Source organism: Halobacterium rubrum (genome assembly GCF_021729015.1).
GTDB classification, from domain to species: domain Archaea; phylum Halobacteriota; class Halobacteria; order Halobacteriales; family Halobacteriaceae; genus Halobacterium; species Halobacterium rubrum.
The window spans coordinates 205,472-218,661 of sequence record NZ_JAJQQZ010000002.1 but is presented as its reverse complement, the minus strand read 5'-3'; the positions used below and the strand labels follow the sequence as shown (position 1 = coordinate 218,661).

The 13,190-nt window shown below is 72.4% G+C and carries 16 protein-coding genes; 12 read left to right on the top strand and 4 right to left on the bottom strand.

Annotation, left to right across the window (positions count from 1 at the left end; translation table 11 throughout):
- Window positions 1–23 precede the first annotated feature (23 nt).
- From LT971_RS08660 to LT971_RS08650, 3 genes are read left to right on the top strand one after another with little or no spacing between them, the layout of a single operon-like run.
- On the top strand, window positions 24–455 hold the full coding sequence (locus LT971_RS08660; protein WP_237006527.1) for a DUF5791 family protein: 432 nt from the start codon (window positions 24–26) through the stop codon (window positions 453–455).
- Window positions 455–1,348, top strand: a complete 894-nt coding sequence (locus tag LT971_RS08655; protein ID WP_237006526.1) for an SDR family oxidoreductase — start codon at window positions 455–457, stop codon at window positions 1,346–1,348. The genes LT971_RS08660 and LT971_RS08655 overlap by 1 nt, the downstream gene beginning before the upstream one ends.
- A 20-nt stretch (window positions 1,349–1,368) precedes the next feature.
- Entirely contained in the window at window positions 1,369–2,457 is a 1,089-nt protein-coding gene (locus LT971_RS08650) for an aldo/keto reductase (protein ID WP_237006525.1), read from the top strand.
- Window positions 2,458–2,460: 3 nt separating this feature from the next.
- On the opposite strand, the gene LT971_RS08645 is transcribed toward LT971_RS08650, so the two are convergent.
- Window positions 2,461–2,628, bottom strand: a complete 168-nt coding sequence (locus tag LT971_RS08645) for an HVO_0758 family zinc finger protein (RefSeq protein ID WP_237006524.1) — start codon at window positions 2,626–2,628, stop codon at window positions 2,461–2,463.
- A 108-nt stretch (window positions 2,629–2,736) separates the two neighbouring features.
- Here LT971_RS08645 and LT971_RS08640 point away from each other — a divergent pair, with 108 nt between their 5' ends.
- The 6 genes from LT971_RS08640 (at window position 2,737) to LT971_RS08615 (ending at window position 8,891) form a co-directional block, all read left to right on the top strand.
- On the top strand, window positions 2,737–3,936 hold the full coding sequence (locus LT971_RS08640; RefSeq protein WP_237006523.1) for an MFS transporter: 1,200 nt from the start codon (window positions 2,737–2,739) through the stop codon (window positions 3,934–3,936).
- Window positions 3,937–3,963: 27 nt separating this feature from the next.
- Window positions 3,964–5,058, top strand: a complete 1,095-nt coding sequence (locus LT971_RS08635; RefSeq protein WP_237006522.1) for a glycosyltransferase family protein — start codon at window positions 3,964–3,966, stop codon at window positions 5,056–5,058.
- A 26-nt stretch (window positions 5,059–5,084) separates the two neighbouring features.
- Entirely contained in the window at window positions 5,085–5,540 is a 456-nt protein-coding gene (locus tag LT971_RS08630; RefSeq protein WP_237006521.1) for a DUF7109 family protein, read from the top strand.
- A 54-nt stretch (window positions 5,541–5,594) separates the two neighbouring features.
- Entirely contained in the window at window positions 5,595–6,260 is a 666-nt protein-coding gene (locus LT971_RS08625; RefSeq protein ID WP_237006520.1) for an NUDIX hydrolase, read from the top strand.
- Window positions 6,261–6,338: 78 nt separating this feature from the next.
- Complete coding sequence (locus LT971_RS08620; protein ID WP_272904765.1) at window positions 6,339–7,973, top strand: hydroxysqualene dehydroxylase; 1,635 nt, start codon at window positions 6,339–6,341, stop codon at window positions 7,971–7,973.
- A gap of 114 nt (window positions 7,974–8,087) precedes the next feature.
- Window positions 8,088–8,891, top strand: coding sequence for a DUF7388 family protein (locus LT971_RS08615; RefSeq protein WP_237006519.1), 804 nt, complete (start codon window positions 8,088–8,090; stop codon window positions 8,889–8,891).
- Here LT971_RS08615 and LT971_RS08610 read toward each other — a convergent pair.
- Window positions 8,878–9,042 carry a hypothetical protein gene (locus LT971_RS08610; RefSeq protein WP_237006518.1) on the bottom strand — a complete coding sequence of 55 codons (165 nt, stop codon included), beginning with the start codon at window positions 9,040–9,042 and terminating at the stop codon, window positions 8,878–8,880. The two genes, LT971_RS08615 and LT971_RS08610, sit on opposite strands and share 14 nt — an antisense overlap.
- A gap of 122 nt (window positions 9,043–9,164) precedes the next feature.
- Between LT971_RS08610 and LT971_RS08605 the strand changes: the two genes are divergently transcribed.
- Window positions 9,165–10,292, top strand: a complete 1,128-nt coding sequence (locus LT971_RS08605) for an NAD(P)/FAD-dependent oxidoreductase (protein ID WP_237006517.1) — start codon at window positions 9,165–9,167, stop codon at window positions 10,290–10,292.
- A 6-nt stretch (window positions 10,293–10,298) separates the two neighbouring features.
- Here LT971_RS08605 and LT971_RS08600 read toward each other — a convergent pair whose 3' ends face one another.
- Together LT971_RS08600 and LT971_RS08595 are read right to left on the bottom strand one after the other, a co-directional pair.
- On the bottom strand, window positions 10,299–10,817 hold the full coding sequence (locus LT971_RS08600) for an Hsp20/alpha crystallin family protein (RefSeq protein ID WP_237006516.1): 519 nt from the start codon (window positions 10,815–10,817) through the stop codon (window positions 10,299–10,301).
- Window positions 10,814–10,972: a DUF7559 family protein gene (locus LT971_RS08595; RefSeq protein ID WP_237006515.1), complete on the bottom strand. Its 159-nt coding sequence runs from the start codon at window positions 10,970–10,972 to the stop codon at window positions 10,814–10,816. The genes LT971_RS08600 and LT971_RS08595 overlap by 4 nt, the downstream gene beginning before the upstream one ends.
- A gap of 99 nt (window positions 10,973–11,071) precedes the next feature.
- On the opposite strand from LT971_RS08595, the gene LT971_RS08590 reads away from it, so the two are divergent.
- Complete coding sequence (locus LT971_RS08590; protein ID WP_237006514.1) at window positions 11,072–12,331, top strand: glycosyltransferase family 87 protein; 1,260 nt, start codon at window positions 11,072–11,074, stop codon at window positions 12,329–12,331.
- Between the two features lie 11 nt (window positions 12,332–12,342).
- Window positions 12,343–13,173 carry a DUF429 domain-containing protein gene (locus tag LT971_RS08585; protein WP_237006513.1) on the top strand — a complete coding sequence of 277 codons (831 nt, stop codon included), beginning with the start codon at window positions 12,343–12,345 and terminating at the stop codon, window positions 13,171–13,173.
- The last annotated feature ends 17 nt before the right edge of the window (window positions 13,174–13,190 follow it).

Here is a 13,190-nt window from a genome sequence, read left to right as displayed (position 1 = left end):
AGCCCGGGTGCGTACAGTGTCGCGTGTTTACCGACGAACTTCGGGACCCCGAGGAGACGACCGCCGAGGCGGTCCGCGCGGACTACGAAGCGACGCTGTCGGGCGTCGTCGAGGAAGCGGGCGTGGACGACGTGACGGCCGCGTCCGGCGTGGCGGAAGGCGTGCTCGAGGCGCTCGCGAACGGCGAGTCGCCCGAGCTCACCGTCGAGGAGGCGGCCGGCGTGCTCGCCGCGAGCGACGACTACCCGCCGGCGGACGCGCTGCTCGCGGAGGTACAGGACCACCTGATGCTCCAGATGAGCTCGGCCGTGATGGACGTGGACGCGCTCGCCAGCGGGCTGGACGACGACTACGACGCGAAGGAGCTCCAGCAGAAGCTGGAGGGCCGGCAGCCGATGACGCTCGCCGAGTACGCGCGCATCCACCGGTACATCGCGTCGGAGAACCCCTACTGATGGACGTCGCCATCCTCGGGTGTGGGTACGTCGGGCTCGAACTCGCGCGCCAGCTCGAGGCCGGCGGCCACGACGCCGTCGGCGTCCGGCGCTCCGAGGACGGCCTGACGGCGGTCCGCGAGACGGGCGCCGAGGCCGTGCAGGCCGACGTGACCGACGCCGACTCGCTGGCGGCGGTGCCGGACGTGGACGCCGTCGTGTTTGCAGCGTCCTCGGGCGGCCGGGGCGCCGAGGCGGCCCGCGAGGTGTACGTCGACGGGCTGCGGACGGCCGTCGAGCACTTCGGCACCCGTGCGGACACCCCCGACCAGTTCGTCTACACGTCGAGCACGGGCGTGTACGGCGACCACGACGGCGGCTGGGTCGAGGAGGCGACGCCGCTGGACCCGACGACAGAGAAGACCGAGGTGCTCGTCGACGCGGAGCGCGTGGCGCTCGACGAGGCCCCCGTGTACGGGATGGACCCGACCGTGGTGCGATTCGCGGGGCTCTACGGCCCGGACCGCTACAGGCTGCTCCGGTACCTCGAGGGCCCCGTCACCGAGGGGTACCTGAACATGGTGCACCGTGACGACGCCGCCGGCGTCGTTCGGTTCGCGCTCGCGGCCGTCGACGAGGACGTGTTGCTGGCGGTGGACGACGAGCCGGTCGACAAGTGGACGTTCGCCGACTGGCTCGCCGACGAGGCCGGCGTCGACCACCCCGAGAAGCAGACCGTCGAGGAACGCATCGAGGCCGGCGACCTCTCGACGCCCGCCGAGCGACGGCTCCGCACGAGGAAGCGCTGCTCGAACGACCGGCTCCGCGAGCTCGGCTACGAGTTCGCGTACCCGACGTTCAGGGAGGGGTACCGAGCTGCCGTCGAGACGTTCGAACGCGGCGAGTACAAGTAGCGGCCGGCCGAACCACGGGTATGGCTACAGCCGACGGGACCTTCGACTACAAGGAGCGGTTCGGCGAGGAGACGGCGCGCACGTACTTCCGGCGCGTGGGCGACCGAGCCGTCTCCAGCGTCGGCCTCGGCACCTACCTCGGCGACCCGACCGACGCGGTCGACGACGCGCTCTACGAGACCGTGCAGGCTGCCCTCGAGTCGGGCGTGAACGTCCTCGACACCGCCGTGAACTACCGTCACCAGCGCAGCGAGCGGGTCGTCGGGCGCGCGGTCCGGGACAGCGACGTCGACCGGGACGCCGCCTTCGTCGCGACGAAGGGCGGGTTCGTTCCGTTCGACGGCGAGCGACCCGAGAACCCCGCACAGTACGTCCAGCGCGAGTTCGTCGACCGCGGTCTGGTCGACGCCGACGACCTCGCGGCCGGCAGCCACAGCATCGCGCCGGGGTTCGTGGACGCGATGGTCGACCGGTCGCTGGAGAATCTCGGACTGGACACCATCGACCTCTACTACGTCCACAACCCCGAGACCCAGCTCGACGAACGGCCCGCAGGCGAGGTGTACGACCAGCTCGAGGCGACGTTCGAGCGGCTGGAGGAGCGCGTGGCTGCTGGAGACATCGTTCACTACGGCGTGGCGACGTGGGACGCGTTCCGGGTGGCGCGGGACCACGAGCGCTTCCTCGACCTCGGGGAAGTCATCTCGCGGGCGCGGAGCGCGGCGAAGACGGTCGGGAACACGGCGACGCACCTGCGCGCCATCCAGGTGCCGTTCAACGTCTACATGGCGGACGCGTTCACCGTCGAGTCACAGGAAGGCCCCGACGGCCCCCAGAGCGTACTCTGGTACGCCCACGAGGCCGGGCTGAGCGTGTTCACGTCGGCGAGTCTGGCGCAGGGCGAGGTGCTGTCCGGCGTCCCCGAGGACGTCGACGCGAAGCTCTCCGGGGACACGCCCGCCCAGCGCAGCCTGAACTTCGCGCGGAGCGCGCCCGGCGTGACGAGCTCGCTCGCGGGGACGACCAGCCCCGAGCACGCCAGGGAGAACGCCCGCGCCGGCGAGTTCGAACCGCTCGGCGCGGACGCCTTCGACGCCGTCTTCGAGTAGCCGTTACCGTATCTGCTTCCACTCGCGGCCGCAGCTCGGACACGCGCGCCGCCACCCGACGCCGCCGCGGTCCTGCGTGACGAGGCGCGTATCGCAGTCCACGCAGACGAGCCGCTCGTACGTGTCTTTGCGTACCGCGCCGGACCGAAGCGCCTTGTTAATGGAGCTCATACGTCCGGCGTACCACACCGGGGTCCTTCGGTAGTTACGTGTTAACCACTGACCCGCGTCGGTGGCCGGAACCGGAAGCGTTGTGCCCGCCCGCCGAGAAGCCGCCGTGTGGCTCCGACCAGCGACGGCGACGCGCGCCGGCTCCCCCTCTTCGGGTCGCTGTGCGCGCTCGTCTTCCTCGTGAACTTCGGCCGGGTCGTGTTCGCGCCACTGGTGGCGCCGCTCCAGGAGTTCTTCGCCGCGAGCGACGCCGCCGTCGGGCTGGTGGCGACGCTGGCGTGGCTGGGTAGCGCGCTCCCCCGGCTCCCCACCGGCTACCTCCTCACGCGCGTCGCCCGCCACCGGGTCGTGCTCGGCACGGGCGCCCTGCTCACGGTGGCGTCGGCGCTGATGACGCTCGCGCCCACCATCGAGCTGGTGATGGTCGGTGCGCTGCTCGTCGGGCTGGCGTCGGGCGTCTACTTCGTCGCCGCCAACCCCCTCGTGAGCGAGCTGTTCCCCGACCGTGTCGGGCGCGTCATCGGCGTCCACGGCACGGCCTCGCAGCTCGCCGCCGCGCTCGCACCGCTGCTGGTCGGTCGCGTGCTGCTCGTCCACTACACGTGGCGCGCGCCGTTCTACCTCCTGTCGGCGGCCGCCGCCGTCGTCACGCTCGTGCTGTACGTCACCGCGAAGCGCGCCGACCTGCCCGACGCGGCCGGCGCCGACCGCGACCTGCTCGGCGGCATCCGCCGCCAGTACCGCGTCGTCGCGCTCGGCGTCGTCATCGTCGGCGTCACCGGGCTCGTCTGGAACGGCTTCTTCAACTTCTACCCGAAGTACCTCGTCGAGACGAAAGGCGTCCCCGAGCGCACCGCGAACGTCCTGCTGACGGTCGTGTTCGCGGCGGGCGTTCCGGCGTTCTGGTACACGGGCCGGCTCGCCGACCGCTTCCGGCACGTGCCCCTGATGCTCGCCGTCCTCGGGTCGTTCGTCGTCACGCTGCTCGCGATGACGGTCGTCGAGGGCACGCTGGGCGTCGCCGTCGTCTCCCTCTTCCTGGGGTACGTCATCCACAGCCTCTTCCCCGCCATCGACACCTTCCTGCTGGACAGCCTGCCGGACAGCGACCGCGGGTCGGCGTACGCCGGCTACAGCGCGACGATGATGATCGTGCAGGCGTTCGGCAGCGTGGTCGTCGGTACGCTGCTCGGTACCGGGTTCGCCTACGACGCCATCTTCCGCACGGCCGCCGCCGGCCTCGGCGTGCTCGTCGTCGGCCTCGTGGTACTCCAGCGGGCGGGGCGCTTGCCGCAGGGCGCAAGCTAATTCCCCCGGCGCCCCTGCCCGTAGCGTATGGACTACACGCAGGAGCGCGTGGCGACGCTCCACGACTACGGCGACGCCGACCCGCCGGCGCCAGCGGGTCGCGCTGCGGTCGTCGTTCCGATGACCGACCGCGAGTACGCCAGCCTCGCGACCGAGCGCGTGTTCTCGGAGCTGGAGCGCGTCGACCCCGCGGAGGTCGTCGTGCCGCTGCGAGCGCCCGCCGAGCGCGTCCCGGACTTCCGTGAGTGGCTCGCCGGCTTCGACCTCGACCTCACCCTGCTGTGGTGTGACGGCCCCCGAGTGGGGGAACTGCTCGCCGACGCCGACCTCGACGGCGCTCGCGGGAAGGGCCGAGACGTCTGGCTGGCGCTCGGCGTCGCCGCCCGCCAGGACTTCGTCGTACTGCACGACGCCGACACGGACACCTACGAGGCCCGGGACGTCCGCAAGCTGCTGTTCCCGCTGGCGGACGGTTTCGAGTTCTCGAAGGGGTACTACGCTCGCGTGGAGAACGACCGGCTGTACGGCCGGCTGTTCCGGCTGTTCTACGAGCCCCTCGTCGCTGCCCTCGAGGACACCCACGACCACGACGTGCTGGACTTCCTGGGGTCGTTCCGGTACGCGCTCGCCGGCGAGTGCGGGCTGACCAGCGAGACCGCTCGCGGCCTGCGCGTGCAGCGCGAGTGGGGCCTCGAGGTCGGGACACTCGGGGAGGCCTACCGGCTCGCGGGCCTCGACGGCGCCGCACAGGTCGACCTCGGGCGCTACGAGCACGACCACCGCGCCGTCTCCGGGCCGACGGGGCTCTCGGAGATGAGCGAGGGCGTCGGCGCCGCGCTGTTCCGCGCCGTCGAGGACGCCGGCGTCGACGTCGAGTACGACGCAGTCCGCGAGCGCTACCGCGAGCACGCCGGCCGGTTCGTCCGCGCGTACGGCGCCGACGCCGCGTTCAACGGCTTCGAGTACGACGCCGAGGGCGAGCGCGACCAGACTGGGACGTACGCCGAGGCCGTCCAGCCGCCGGGCGAGGACACCCGGCTGCCGGCGTGGGACGACGCCCCGCTGGACCCCGGGGCGGTCGCCGCCGCCGCCAGCGAGGACGCCGACGACGCACCAGATTGAAGCGGGGGCGGCGGCCACCCGGAGGCATGGACGGCGACCACCTGGCGGGCATCGCGGACCTCTTCGGCGGACTGACGCGCGAGGAGTTCGACCGCGCCCTCGACGAGCTGTCGTTCCGGCGGGACGAGGACATCGACGCCGACGTCGACGAGGCGGTCCGGGACTACTACCTCGTCGGCGTCGAGAGCGCAGCGAGCGACGACAACGAGGCGACCGAGGTGTTCGCGCCCGGCCCCGTCGCGTTTCCGGAGCCGCCGGACGGCGCCGAGGACCTCCCGCACATTCTCGGCAACGTGGACCGCCGAGACATCTCCCGCGAGGAACTCGCAGCGGCGGTGCGGAACCGGCTGACGACGGACGCCGACCACGCCGAGGCGGGCAGCGACCGCGCGCGCTACCTCGTGGACGTCACGTACGACGCCGAGGCGTGGGCGCCGGTCGACCTCGCGGACGTCCGCGCGGCGCTCGCGGACGGCGACTGAGCAGGGACTGCGGTAGACGCGTGAATTAAGGCCGTCGCCCCCGTCGCCTCCGACATGGACCTCTCCGGGGTAGCCGCCCACCGGCCGGTCCGCGTCACCGACCAGGACCGGGACGCCGCCGTGCTCGTGCCGGTCGTCGACGAGGACAGCGAGCGGGACGGCGGCTGGAGCGGCCCGACGAGCGGCGGGGCCGACGGTGACGGCAGCGCGTACGGCGAGCCAGCGCTCGTGTTCACGAAACGCGCCGACCACCTCGGCGAGCATCCCGGCCAGATGAGCTTCCCCGGCGGCGGCCGGGAGCCCAGCGACGTCGACCTCCGGGACACGGCCGCCCGGGAAGCCGAGGAGGAGATCGGGCTGCGGCGGTCGGAGGTCCGGTTCGTCGGCCAGCTCGACGACATCGCCACCATCACCGACTACTCGGTGACGCCGTTCGTCGCCCGGGTGCCGGGCCGCGAGTACGACCCCGACGAGCGCGAGGTCGAGGAGGTCGCCGTGCTCCCGATTTCGGGGTTGACGGACTCGTCGAACTACGAACTCGAGAAGCGCACGCACCCCGAGTACGGCGAGGCTCTGGTGCACTTCTTCCACGTGGACGGCTACACAGTCTGGGGGGCGACGGCCCGCATCCTCGTGCAGTTCCTCGACCTCGCTGCCGGCTGGACGCCGCCGGACCGCGACCCGGAGGTCGTGGAACTGGACCCGGACTACCCGGAGTGAGAGACGAGCGCGCCGGAGACCCGGCGACGCCCGCCGGTGGGGGGTAGCCTGAAGTCCGGTCGGCCCCACTAGACGGCCATGCCAGAGTCGCGCCGCGTGGCCGTACTGGGGGGAGGAATCGCCGGGCTGACGGCGGCCATGGAGCTCGCCGAACGCGGGTACGACGTGACCGTCTACGAGGCCAACGACCGCGTCGGCGGGAAGGCGCGCTCGATGCCCGTCGACGACGACGCCGGCGACGACGGTTTGCTCGGCGAGCACGGCTTCCGCTTCTTCCCGGCGTACTACACGAACGTCGTGGAGACGATGGAGCGCATCCCGGACGGCGACGGGCGGTCGGTCGCCGACCACCTCGTGCCCACCACGGAGACGCTCATCGCGAACACGGACGGTGAGGGCGCGGTGGCGTCCACGGAACGCCCGTCGACGCCCCGGGAGTGGCTGGACGCCCTCCAGCCCCAGATTGCCGGCGGCGAGGTCCCGCGCCGGGAGCTGGCGCACTTCGTCAGCCGACTGGCGGTCCTGCTGACCAGCTGCGACGAGCGCCGCGAACAGGAGTTCGAGCAGCAGTCGTGGTGGGAGTTCATCGACGCCGACGAGATGTCGCCGGCGTACCGCAAACACCTCGCGCAGTCCACGCAGTCGCTGGTCGCGCTCCGCCCGGAGAAGGGCAGCGCGCGCACCGTCGGCACCATCTACCTCCAGTTGCTGCTCGGCCAACTCGACCCGAACGCGCCCGCCGAGCGCGTGCTGGACGGCCCGACCAGCGAGGTGTGGCTCGACCCGTGGCACGAGTACCTCGACGCGCAGGGCGTCGACGTCCGGCTGGAGAGCCCCGTGACCGCCATCCACAGCGACGGCCACCGAGTCACGGGCGTCGAGGTCGACGGCGAGACCGTGACGGCCGACCAGTACGTCGCCGCGCTCCCCGTCGACGTCCTCCCGGAGCTGCTGACGCCCGAGCTGCGGCGCGCGGCGCGCTCGCTGAGTGGCGTCGAGCGCGTCGAGACGGCGTGGATGAACGGCGTCCAGTTCTACCTCGACCGCGACATCGAGGTCGTCGGCGGGCACGCCGTCTACGTCGACTCGCCGTGGGCCATCACGTCGGTGAGCCAGCGTCAGTTCTGGGCCGACCACGACCTCGAAGCGCGGTCGGACGGCGACGTCGAGGGCGTGCTGTCGGTCATCGCCTCCGACTGGGACACCCCGGGCGTCCTGTACGACAAGCCCGGGCGGGAGTGCACCCGCGAGGAGGCCGTCGAGGAGATCTGGGCGCAGGTGCAGGCCCACCTCGGCGAGGACACGCTGCCCGACGACGCGCGCGTCTCGCACTTCCTCGACCCCGAGCTCTCGGAGACCCCTGAGGGGCTCCGGAACGACTCCCCGCTGGTCATCAACACCGTCGACAGCCTCCGGAACCGCCCGGACCCGGACACCGAGGCGCCGAACCTCGCTGTCGCGGGCGACTACGCGCGCGTCGACACCGACCTCGCGACGATGGAGGCCGCAAGCGAGGCCGGGCGGCGCGCCGCAAACGCGGTCCTCGACGCCACCGGCGCCGCCGCGCCCCGCGTCGAGGTCTGGGGGCTGGAGGAGCCCCGTGCGTTCGAGCCGCTGAAGCGACAGGACCGCCTGCGGTTCAGGCTCGGGCTGCCACACCCCGGCGAGGTCGGCCACGACGCGTGGCAGCTCTCGCGCAGACTCCGCCCCTGACGACACGCTTTTCCCCTCGGACACGGTACCCCGGGTATGGTCGCAGAGACGATGGATCGAGTTCCGGCACTGTTCTAGTACTACAACCAGTCTCGCGACCCGGGGTGGTTCGTCGTGCTGAGTCCCAGTAGCGACGCCCACGCCGCGGTCGCGGGCATCGACGCGGTCGCAGTGAAACCCGCCGAACACGACTGGCGGCGCATCGAGCATCTGGCCGACTCCGTCGGCACCGTGACGGTCGACTACGAGGGCCGCGAGCACCTCCCCGACCTCGACGGGCTCGCCGCTCTCGCGGGAGACAGCCGCGAGATTCGACTGACGACGCCCGTACGAGCGGACGGCTTCGACCCCCTCGGGGACGACTCGCTGGCCGCCGACCTCCCCGAAAGTCTCGGGCGCGTGCTGGTCGCGGGCCACGGCGCCTACCTCACCGACGAGGAGTCCAGCCGCGCGGTCGCCCCCAGGCTCGGCGCCGCCGTCGAGGCGGCGACCGGCGACGCCTGGGTGGGCACAGAGGGCGTGGAGCGCGCCGCACTCGCCACTGGCGCTACCCAGTTCGAACTGCTCTCGCGAGGCACCGAGCGCGACCTCCACGGGCTGCGCGCGGCGGGCTTCGACGGCGACGTCGCCGTCTACGCGCCCACCGTGCTCACCGACGACGAGAACGAGATTCTGGACGCGGTCGGGGACTACACCGCCCGCCGGGGGCCCGTGCGGCGCGCGCTCCCCGACGACGCCGAGACGGGCGCGGCCGCCGACGGCCGCGCCCGCGAGGTGCTGTCGAAGGCCGTGCGGGACTACGCGCTCGTGGGCGACCGGGAGACGGTCCGGGAACGCGTGACGGCGCTCCGGGAGGCAGGCGCCGACCACGTGGTCGCGTACCCCGCTCGCGGCCTCGACGCCTTCACTCGCGCGTGACGACGAACGTCCGGCCGCCGCGGCGCTCGATGTAGGCGTCGTCGTGGGTGTCCGCGTAGGCGGCGACGCCGGCGGCGGTCATCTCCGACACCTCGACGCGGTGGCGGTCGCTCGTGGACGGTCGCTCCGAGCGGCGCGTCTGAACAGGCATACCTCTTCGTGCACCCGGAACGGGCTTGAAGGCCACCCGTCCGGAGTGAAAGTGAAACTGACCGAGGGCGCCGGTTCGGCGCGTCCACGGGAGTTATCGGGGTCGCGCGCCCACCAGCCTGCATGGACGACGACGACGCTGACGCAGGGCCAGCGCGCCGGGTCGCCGTGGTCGGCGCCGGCGCGGTCGGCCTGACGGCCGCCCACGACCTCGCCGCCCGTGGCGCTGACGTGACGGTGTACGAACGGGAGACCGTGGCCGCCGCGAGCACGGGGCGCGCGGCCGGCATCTGCTACGACGCGTTCGCCGAGGACGTCGACGCGCGGGTCGCTGCCCGCGCCGTCGAGCGCTTCCGCGAATTCTCCGGCCGCGGGGACTTCGAGTTCACCGTGACGCCGTACGTCTGGTTCGTCACCGAACCGGGCGCGAAAGCCGACGCTATCCGCAAGCAGGTGGCCGCGATGCAGCGCCACGGCCGTGCCGTCGAGCGCGTCGACGGCGACGACCTCGCCGTCGAGTTCCCGGCGCTCCGCGCGGACGACGTCGTCGAGGCCGCAATCGCCCGGGACGCCGCCGTCGTCGACACGAGCGCGTACGCCGACCTCCTCGCCGACCTCGCGCGCGACGAGGGCGTCGAGATTCGCGAGCACGAACCGGCGACCGTTGCGGTCGACCCGGTCGCAGTCAACGGCACCGGCTACGACGACGTGGTGGTCGCCGCCGGCGCGCACACGAAACAGGTGCTCGCAGACGCAGGCGTCCCGGTGCCGCTGAAACCCTACCGGGTGCAGGCACTCACGGCAGACGCACCCGGTGAGGGGCTGCCGACCGTGTACGACGCCACGGCCGGCTACTACGCTCGGCCGCATCCAGAGGGCCTGCTCGCCGGCGACGGCACCGAGCCCGTCGAGGCCAGCCCCGACGGCTACGACCGGGACGGCGACGACTGGTTCGTCGACGCGATGGACGACCGGCTCCGCGACCGGTTCCCGGGCTACCACCCCGACGTCGAGCGCGCGTGGGCCGGCCTCTGTACCGCTACGCCCGACCGCGACCCGCTGCTCGGCGAACTCCGCGACGGCCTCTACGTCGCCGCCGGCTGGCAGGGCCACGGCTTCATGCGCGCTCCCGCCACCGGCGAAGTGATCGCAGAACAGGTCCTCGACGGCGAGGGGATTCCGGCGTTCGACCCGGCGCGATTCGACGGCACCAAGTCGTTCGACGTCGTCGAAGGGATGGCCGTCGAGTAGGCGGCGCTACGCCTCGTCGCCGTCGCCGGACGCGTCCTCGCTTTCCTCGTCGTGGTGGTCGTCGTCGCTCTCGTGGTCGTCACCGTGCGCTGGCTCGTCTCCGTGCTCCTCGGGGGCGGACGCGGTGACGTCGATGGTGGTCGCGTCGTCGCCGCGCTTCGGCAGGAACACGTACAGCGTGCCGTCGTCTTTCAGCTCTGCGCGCGCCGACTCGGCGTCCACGACGGCGTCCTCGGGCAGCGTCGCGCTCCCCTCCAGTGTGAGCCCGCGACCCGGGAACACCATCTCGAAGCCCTCACGGAACCCCCGGAAGCGGTCGACCCGCACGTGGACCTCGCTGCCCTCGTAGCTCACCTGGACGTCGCTGGCGTCGGCGCCCGGCGCGTCGAACACGAGCAGGTACTCGTCGTCGCCCTCCAGCATGTCGACGGGCAGCGGCGACTCCTCCTGGAACCGGGAGGCCGCACGCCCCGCGCGCTTCAGGACCTCGCTGCCGACGGACTCCGCGAAGTCTTTGCCCTTCATAGCTCGATCTCCGCGAGGTCGTCAGTGGTCCCGCAGTACGGACACGAGAAGTCGGCGACGCCGACGTCGTCGGGCATGTCGTAGGTGTAGTGGAGTTCGAACATGTCCATCTCGCAGTCCCCGTTGTCGCAGCGAACCTCAAGCGTAGCTGGCATACGCTTCTGTTGGAGCGCCGCGGCCAAAAAGGGGGTGGCCGGGGCGAGAACGACCCCCTCGCCGGAACAGGCAAGTGGCCGGCGGTGGCTCGCTCTCCCGTGCAAGCGACTCGCCGCCTCCGCTCGCTCCCCGCTCGCGGCCGCCGGTTCGTCGCCGCGCACGCATCTCGGCTGGTGCTGGCTGCCGCAGTCCTCGCCGGGATTCCGACGGCAGCAGCCTTCCCGACGGCGAACCCCGGGCAGGTCGCGCTCGCCAGCGACGCCTACTACGCCGCCGGCCGCGCTGTCCTCGCCGGCCAGCCCCTCTACGACGTGGGGTTCCTCTACCCGCCGCCGGTCGCCGTCGCGTTCCTCCCGAACGCCCTGCTGGGGGACGCCACGCTCGCGTACGCCTACCAGTTGCTCGTCGGCGTGCTGGCGCTCGCCGCCGTCGCCGTGACGGGGGTCCGCCTCGCCGAGCGTGCGGGCGCCAGCCTCGACCGCACCGACCGCTGGCTCGTCGGCGCTGCCGTCCTCGCCAGCCCGCCGTCGGTCGTGAACCTCGTGAACGGCCAGGTCAACCCCGCCCTCGCCGCCGCACTCGGCGCCGGCGCGCTCGCGCTCGAAGCCGACCGCGAGTGGGCCAGCGGCGCGCTGTTCGCCGGGGCTGCGCTCGTCAAACTGTTCCCGGCGCTGGCGGGCGCGTGGCTGCTCCGCCAGCGCGCGTGGCGCGCCGTCGCCGCAGCGACGGCTGTCGGCACGGGCGTCCTGCTCGCCGGCCTCCCGCTGTTCGGCGTCGACGCCTACGAGACGTTCGCCACCACTGTCCTCACCGGCGAGACGAACGTCGCCACGTTCCCCGACGGCCCCGACCCCTCGGAGCCGTACGCCACCCTCCGGCGGCAGTTCGCCGCCGTGGCGCCCGGACTCTCCGGCAGCCAGCTGCTCGCCGCGAGCCTCACCGTCCTCGCGCCAGTCGTCGCCGCCGCGAACCGGGTCACTGCGACCGTTACGGACCGCCTCGTCGGCCTCCACGCCGTGCTCACCGCGATGCTGGTGGCGTTCCCGCTGGAGCCGTTCTACGCCGTGCTCTCCTACCCGACGCTCGTCGGGCTACTGTTCGCGCTCGAAGCCGGCACGGCGAGGCGGCTGTTCCTCGCCGGCGCGCTGCTCACCGTCGTCCCCCTCTCGGTGGCAGACGTCGCACTCGTCGCCGAGGCCCCCGCCGTCCCCGCGGCCGTCGGCGACGCACTGCTCGCCGCCGCCGAAACCGCCTTCACGTACGTCCGGACGGCGACCGTCGGCGCCGCCCTCACGCTGGCCGCCTGCGCGCTCCAGCAACACCGCCGTGTGGGGACAAGAGCTACGGCCGAGTACTGAGACACTCGCGTGTGGCCGTCGACACGATATACGGCGTCGACTTCAGCGGCGCGAAGTGCGCCGGCGAGAGCGTCTGGCTGACTGAGGCGAGCGTCGAGGACGGCGCGTTTCGCGTCCGAGACTGCGGGCGCGCCCCCGACGTTCTCGCCGACTACTACGACGGCGAACCCAAGACCGACAGGGGGCCGACACTCGCCGCGCTCGCGGCGTTCGTCCGGAGCCAGCCCGACGCGACCGCCTTCGGCTTCGACTTCCCGTTCGCCGTCCCGCGAGCCGTCGCCGAGGGCGCGTTCGACGCAGCGACGTGGCGCGACGTCGTCGACGCCGTCGCGGACTGCAGAGACGCCGACGCCTTCGCCGAGGTCTGTGTAGAGTGGACGAACGCGAACGCCGACGGCACCACGTACCTGAAGCGGGATACGGACCGCGAGCACGGCGCGTTCTCGCCGTACCACTTCTTCGTCCAGCACCAGACCTACCACGGCGTCGCCGACGTGCTCGCCGAAGTCGCGGACGACGCGCAAGTCGTGCCCTTCGACCCGCCTGCGGCCGGCGGGCCGGCCGTCGCCGAGACGTACCCCGCCGGCGTGCTGGACGCGCTCGGACTCTGCCGTGAGGGCTACAAGGGGACGGGTGAGTCCCACCAGACTCGTCGCGCCCGGAACCTCGACGGCCTCGCGGCGCTCGCGGACGTGTCGATTCCCGGGGGGCTTCGCCAGCGCTACCTCGACGACACCGACGGGGACGCCCTCGACAGCCTGCTCGCGGCGGTCGCAGTGTTCCGGAACCACGGTGACTGGGGCCACGAGCCGGACTCGCTGGAGGCCCGCATCTACGTGTAGTCACGTTCTTACGCGTC

Excerpts from the sequence above, each read along its gene's own strand:
- LT971_RS08610 (WP_237006518.1), bottom strand. The coding sequence starts at position 9,042 with ATGCCTGTTCAGACGCGCCGCTCGGAGCGACCGTCCACGAGCGACCGC.
- LT971_RS08605 (WP_237006517.1), top strand. The coding sequence starts at position 9,165 with ATGGACGACGACGACGCTGACGCAGGGCCAGCGCGCCGGGTCGCCGTG.
- LT971_RS08630 (WP_237006521.1), top strand. The coding sequence starts at position 5,085 with ATGGACGGCGACCACCTGGCGGGCATCGCGGACCTCTTCGGCGGACTG.
- LT971_RS08645 (WP_237006524.1), bottom strand. The coding sequence starts at position 2,628 with ATGAGCTCCATTAACAAGGCGCTTCGGTCCGGCGCGGTACGCAAAGAC.
- LT971_RS08650 (WP_237006525.1), top strand. The coding sequence starts at position 1,369 with ATGGCTACAGCCGACGGGACCTTCGACTACAAGGAGCGGTTCGGCGAG.
- LT971_RS08635 (WP_237006522.1), top strand. The coding sequence starts at position 3,964 with ATGGACTACACGCAGGAGCGCGTGGCGACGCTCCACGACTACGGCGAC.
- LT971_RS08625 (WP_237006520.1), top strand. The coding sequence starts at position 5,595 with ATGGACCTCTCCGGGGTAGCCGCCCACCGGCCGGTCCGCGTCACCGAC.
- LT971_RS08655 (WP_237006526.1), top strand. The coding sequence starts at position 455 with ATGGACGTCGCCATCCTCGGGTGTGGGTACGTCGGGCTCGAACTCGCG.
- LT971_RS08600 (WP_237006516.1), bottom strand. The coding sequence starts at position 10,817 with ATGAAGGGCAAAGACTTCGCGGAGTCCGTCGGCAGCGAGGTCCTGAAG.
- LT971_RS08620 (WP_272904765.1), top strand. The coding sequence starts at position 6,339 with ATGCCAGAGTCGCGCCGCGTGGCCGTACTGGGGGGAGGAATCGCCGGG.
- LT971_RS08595 (WP_237006515.1), bottom strand. The coding sequence starts at position 10,972 with ATGCCAGCTACGCTTGAGGTTCGCTGCGACAACGGGGACTGCGAGATG.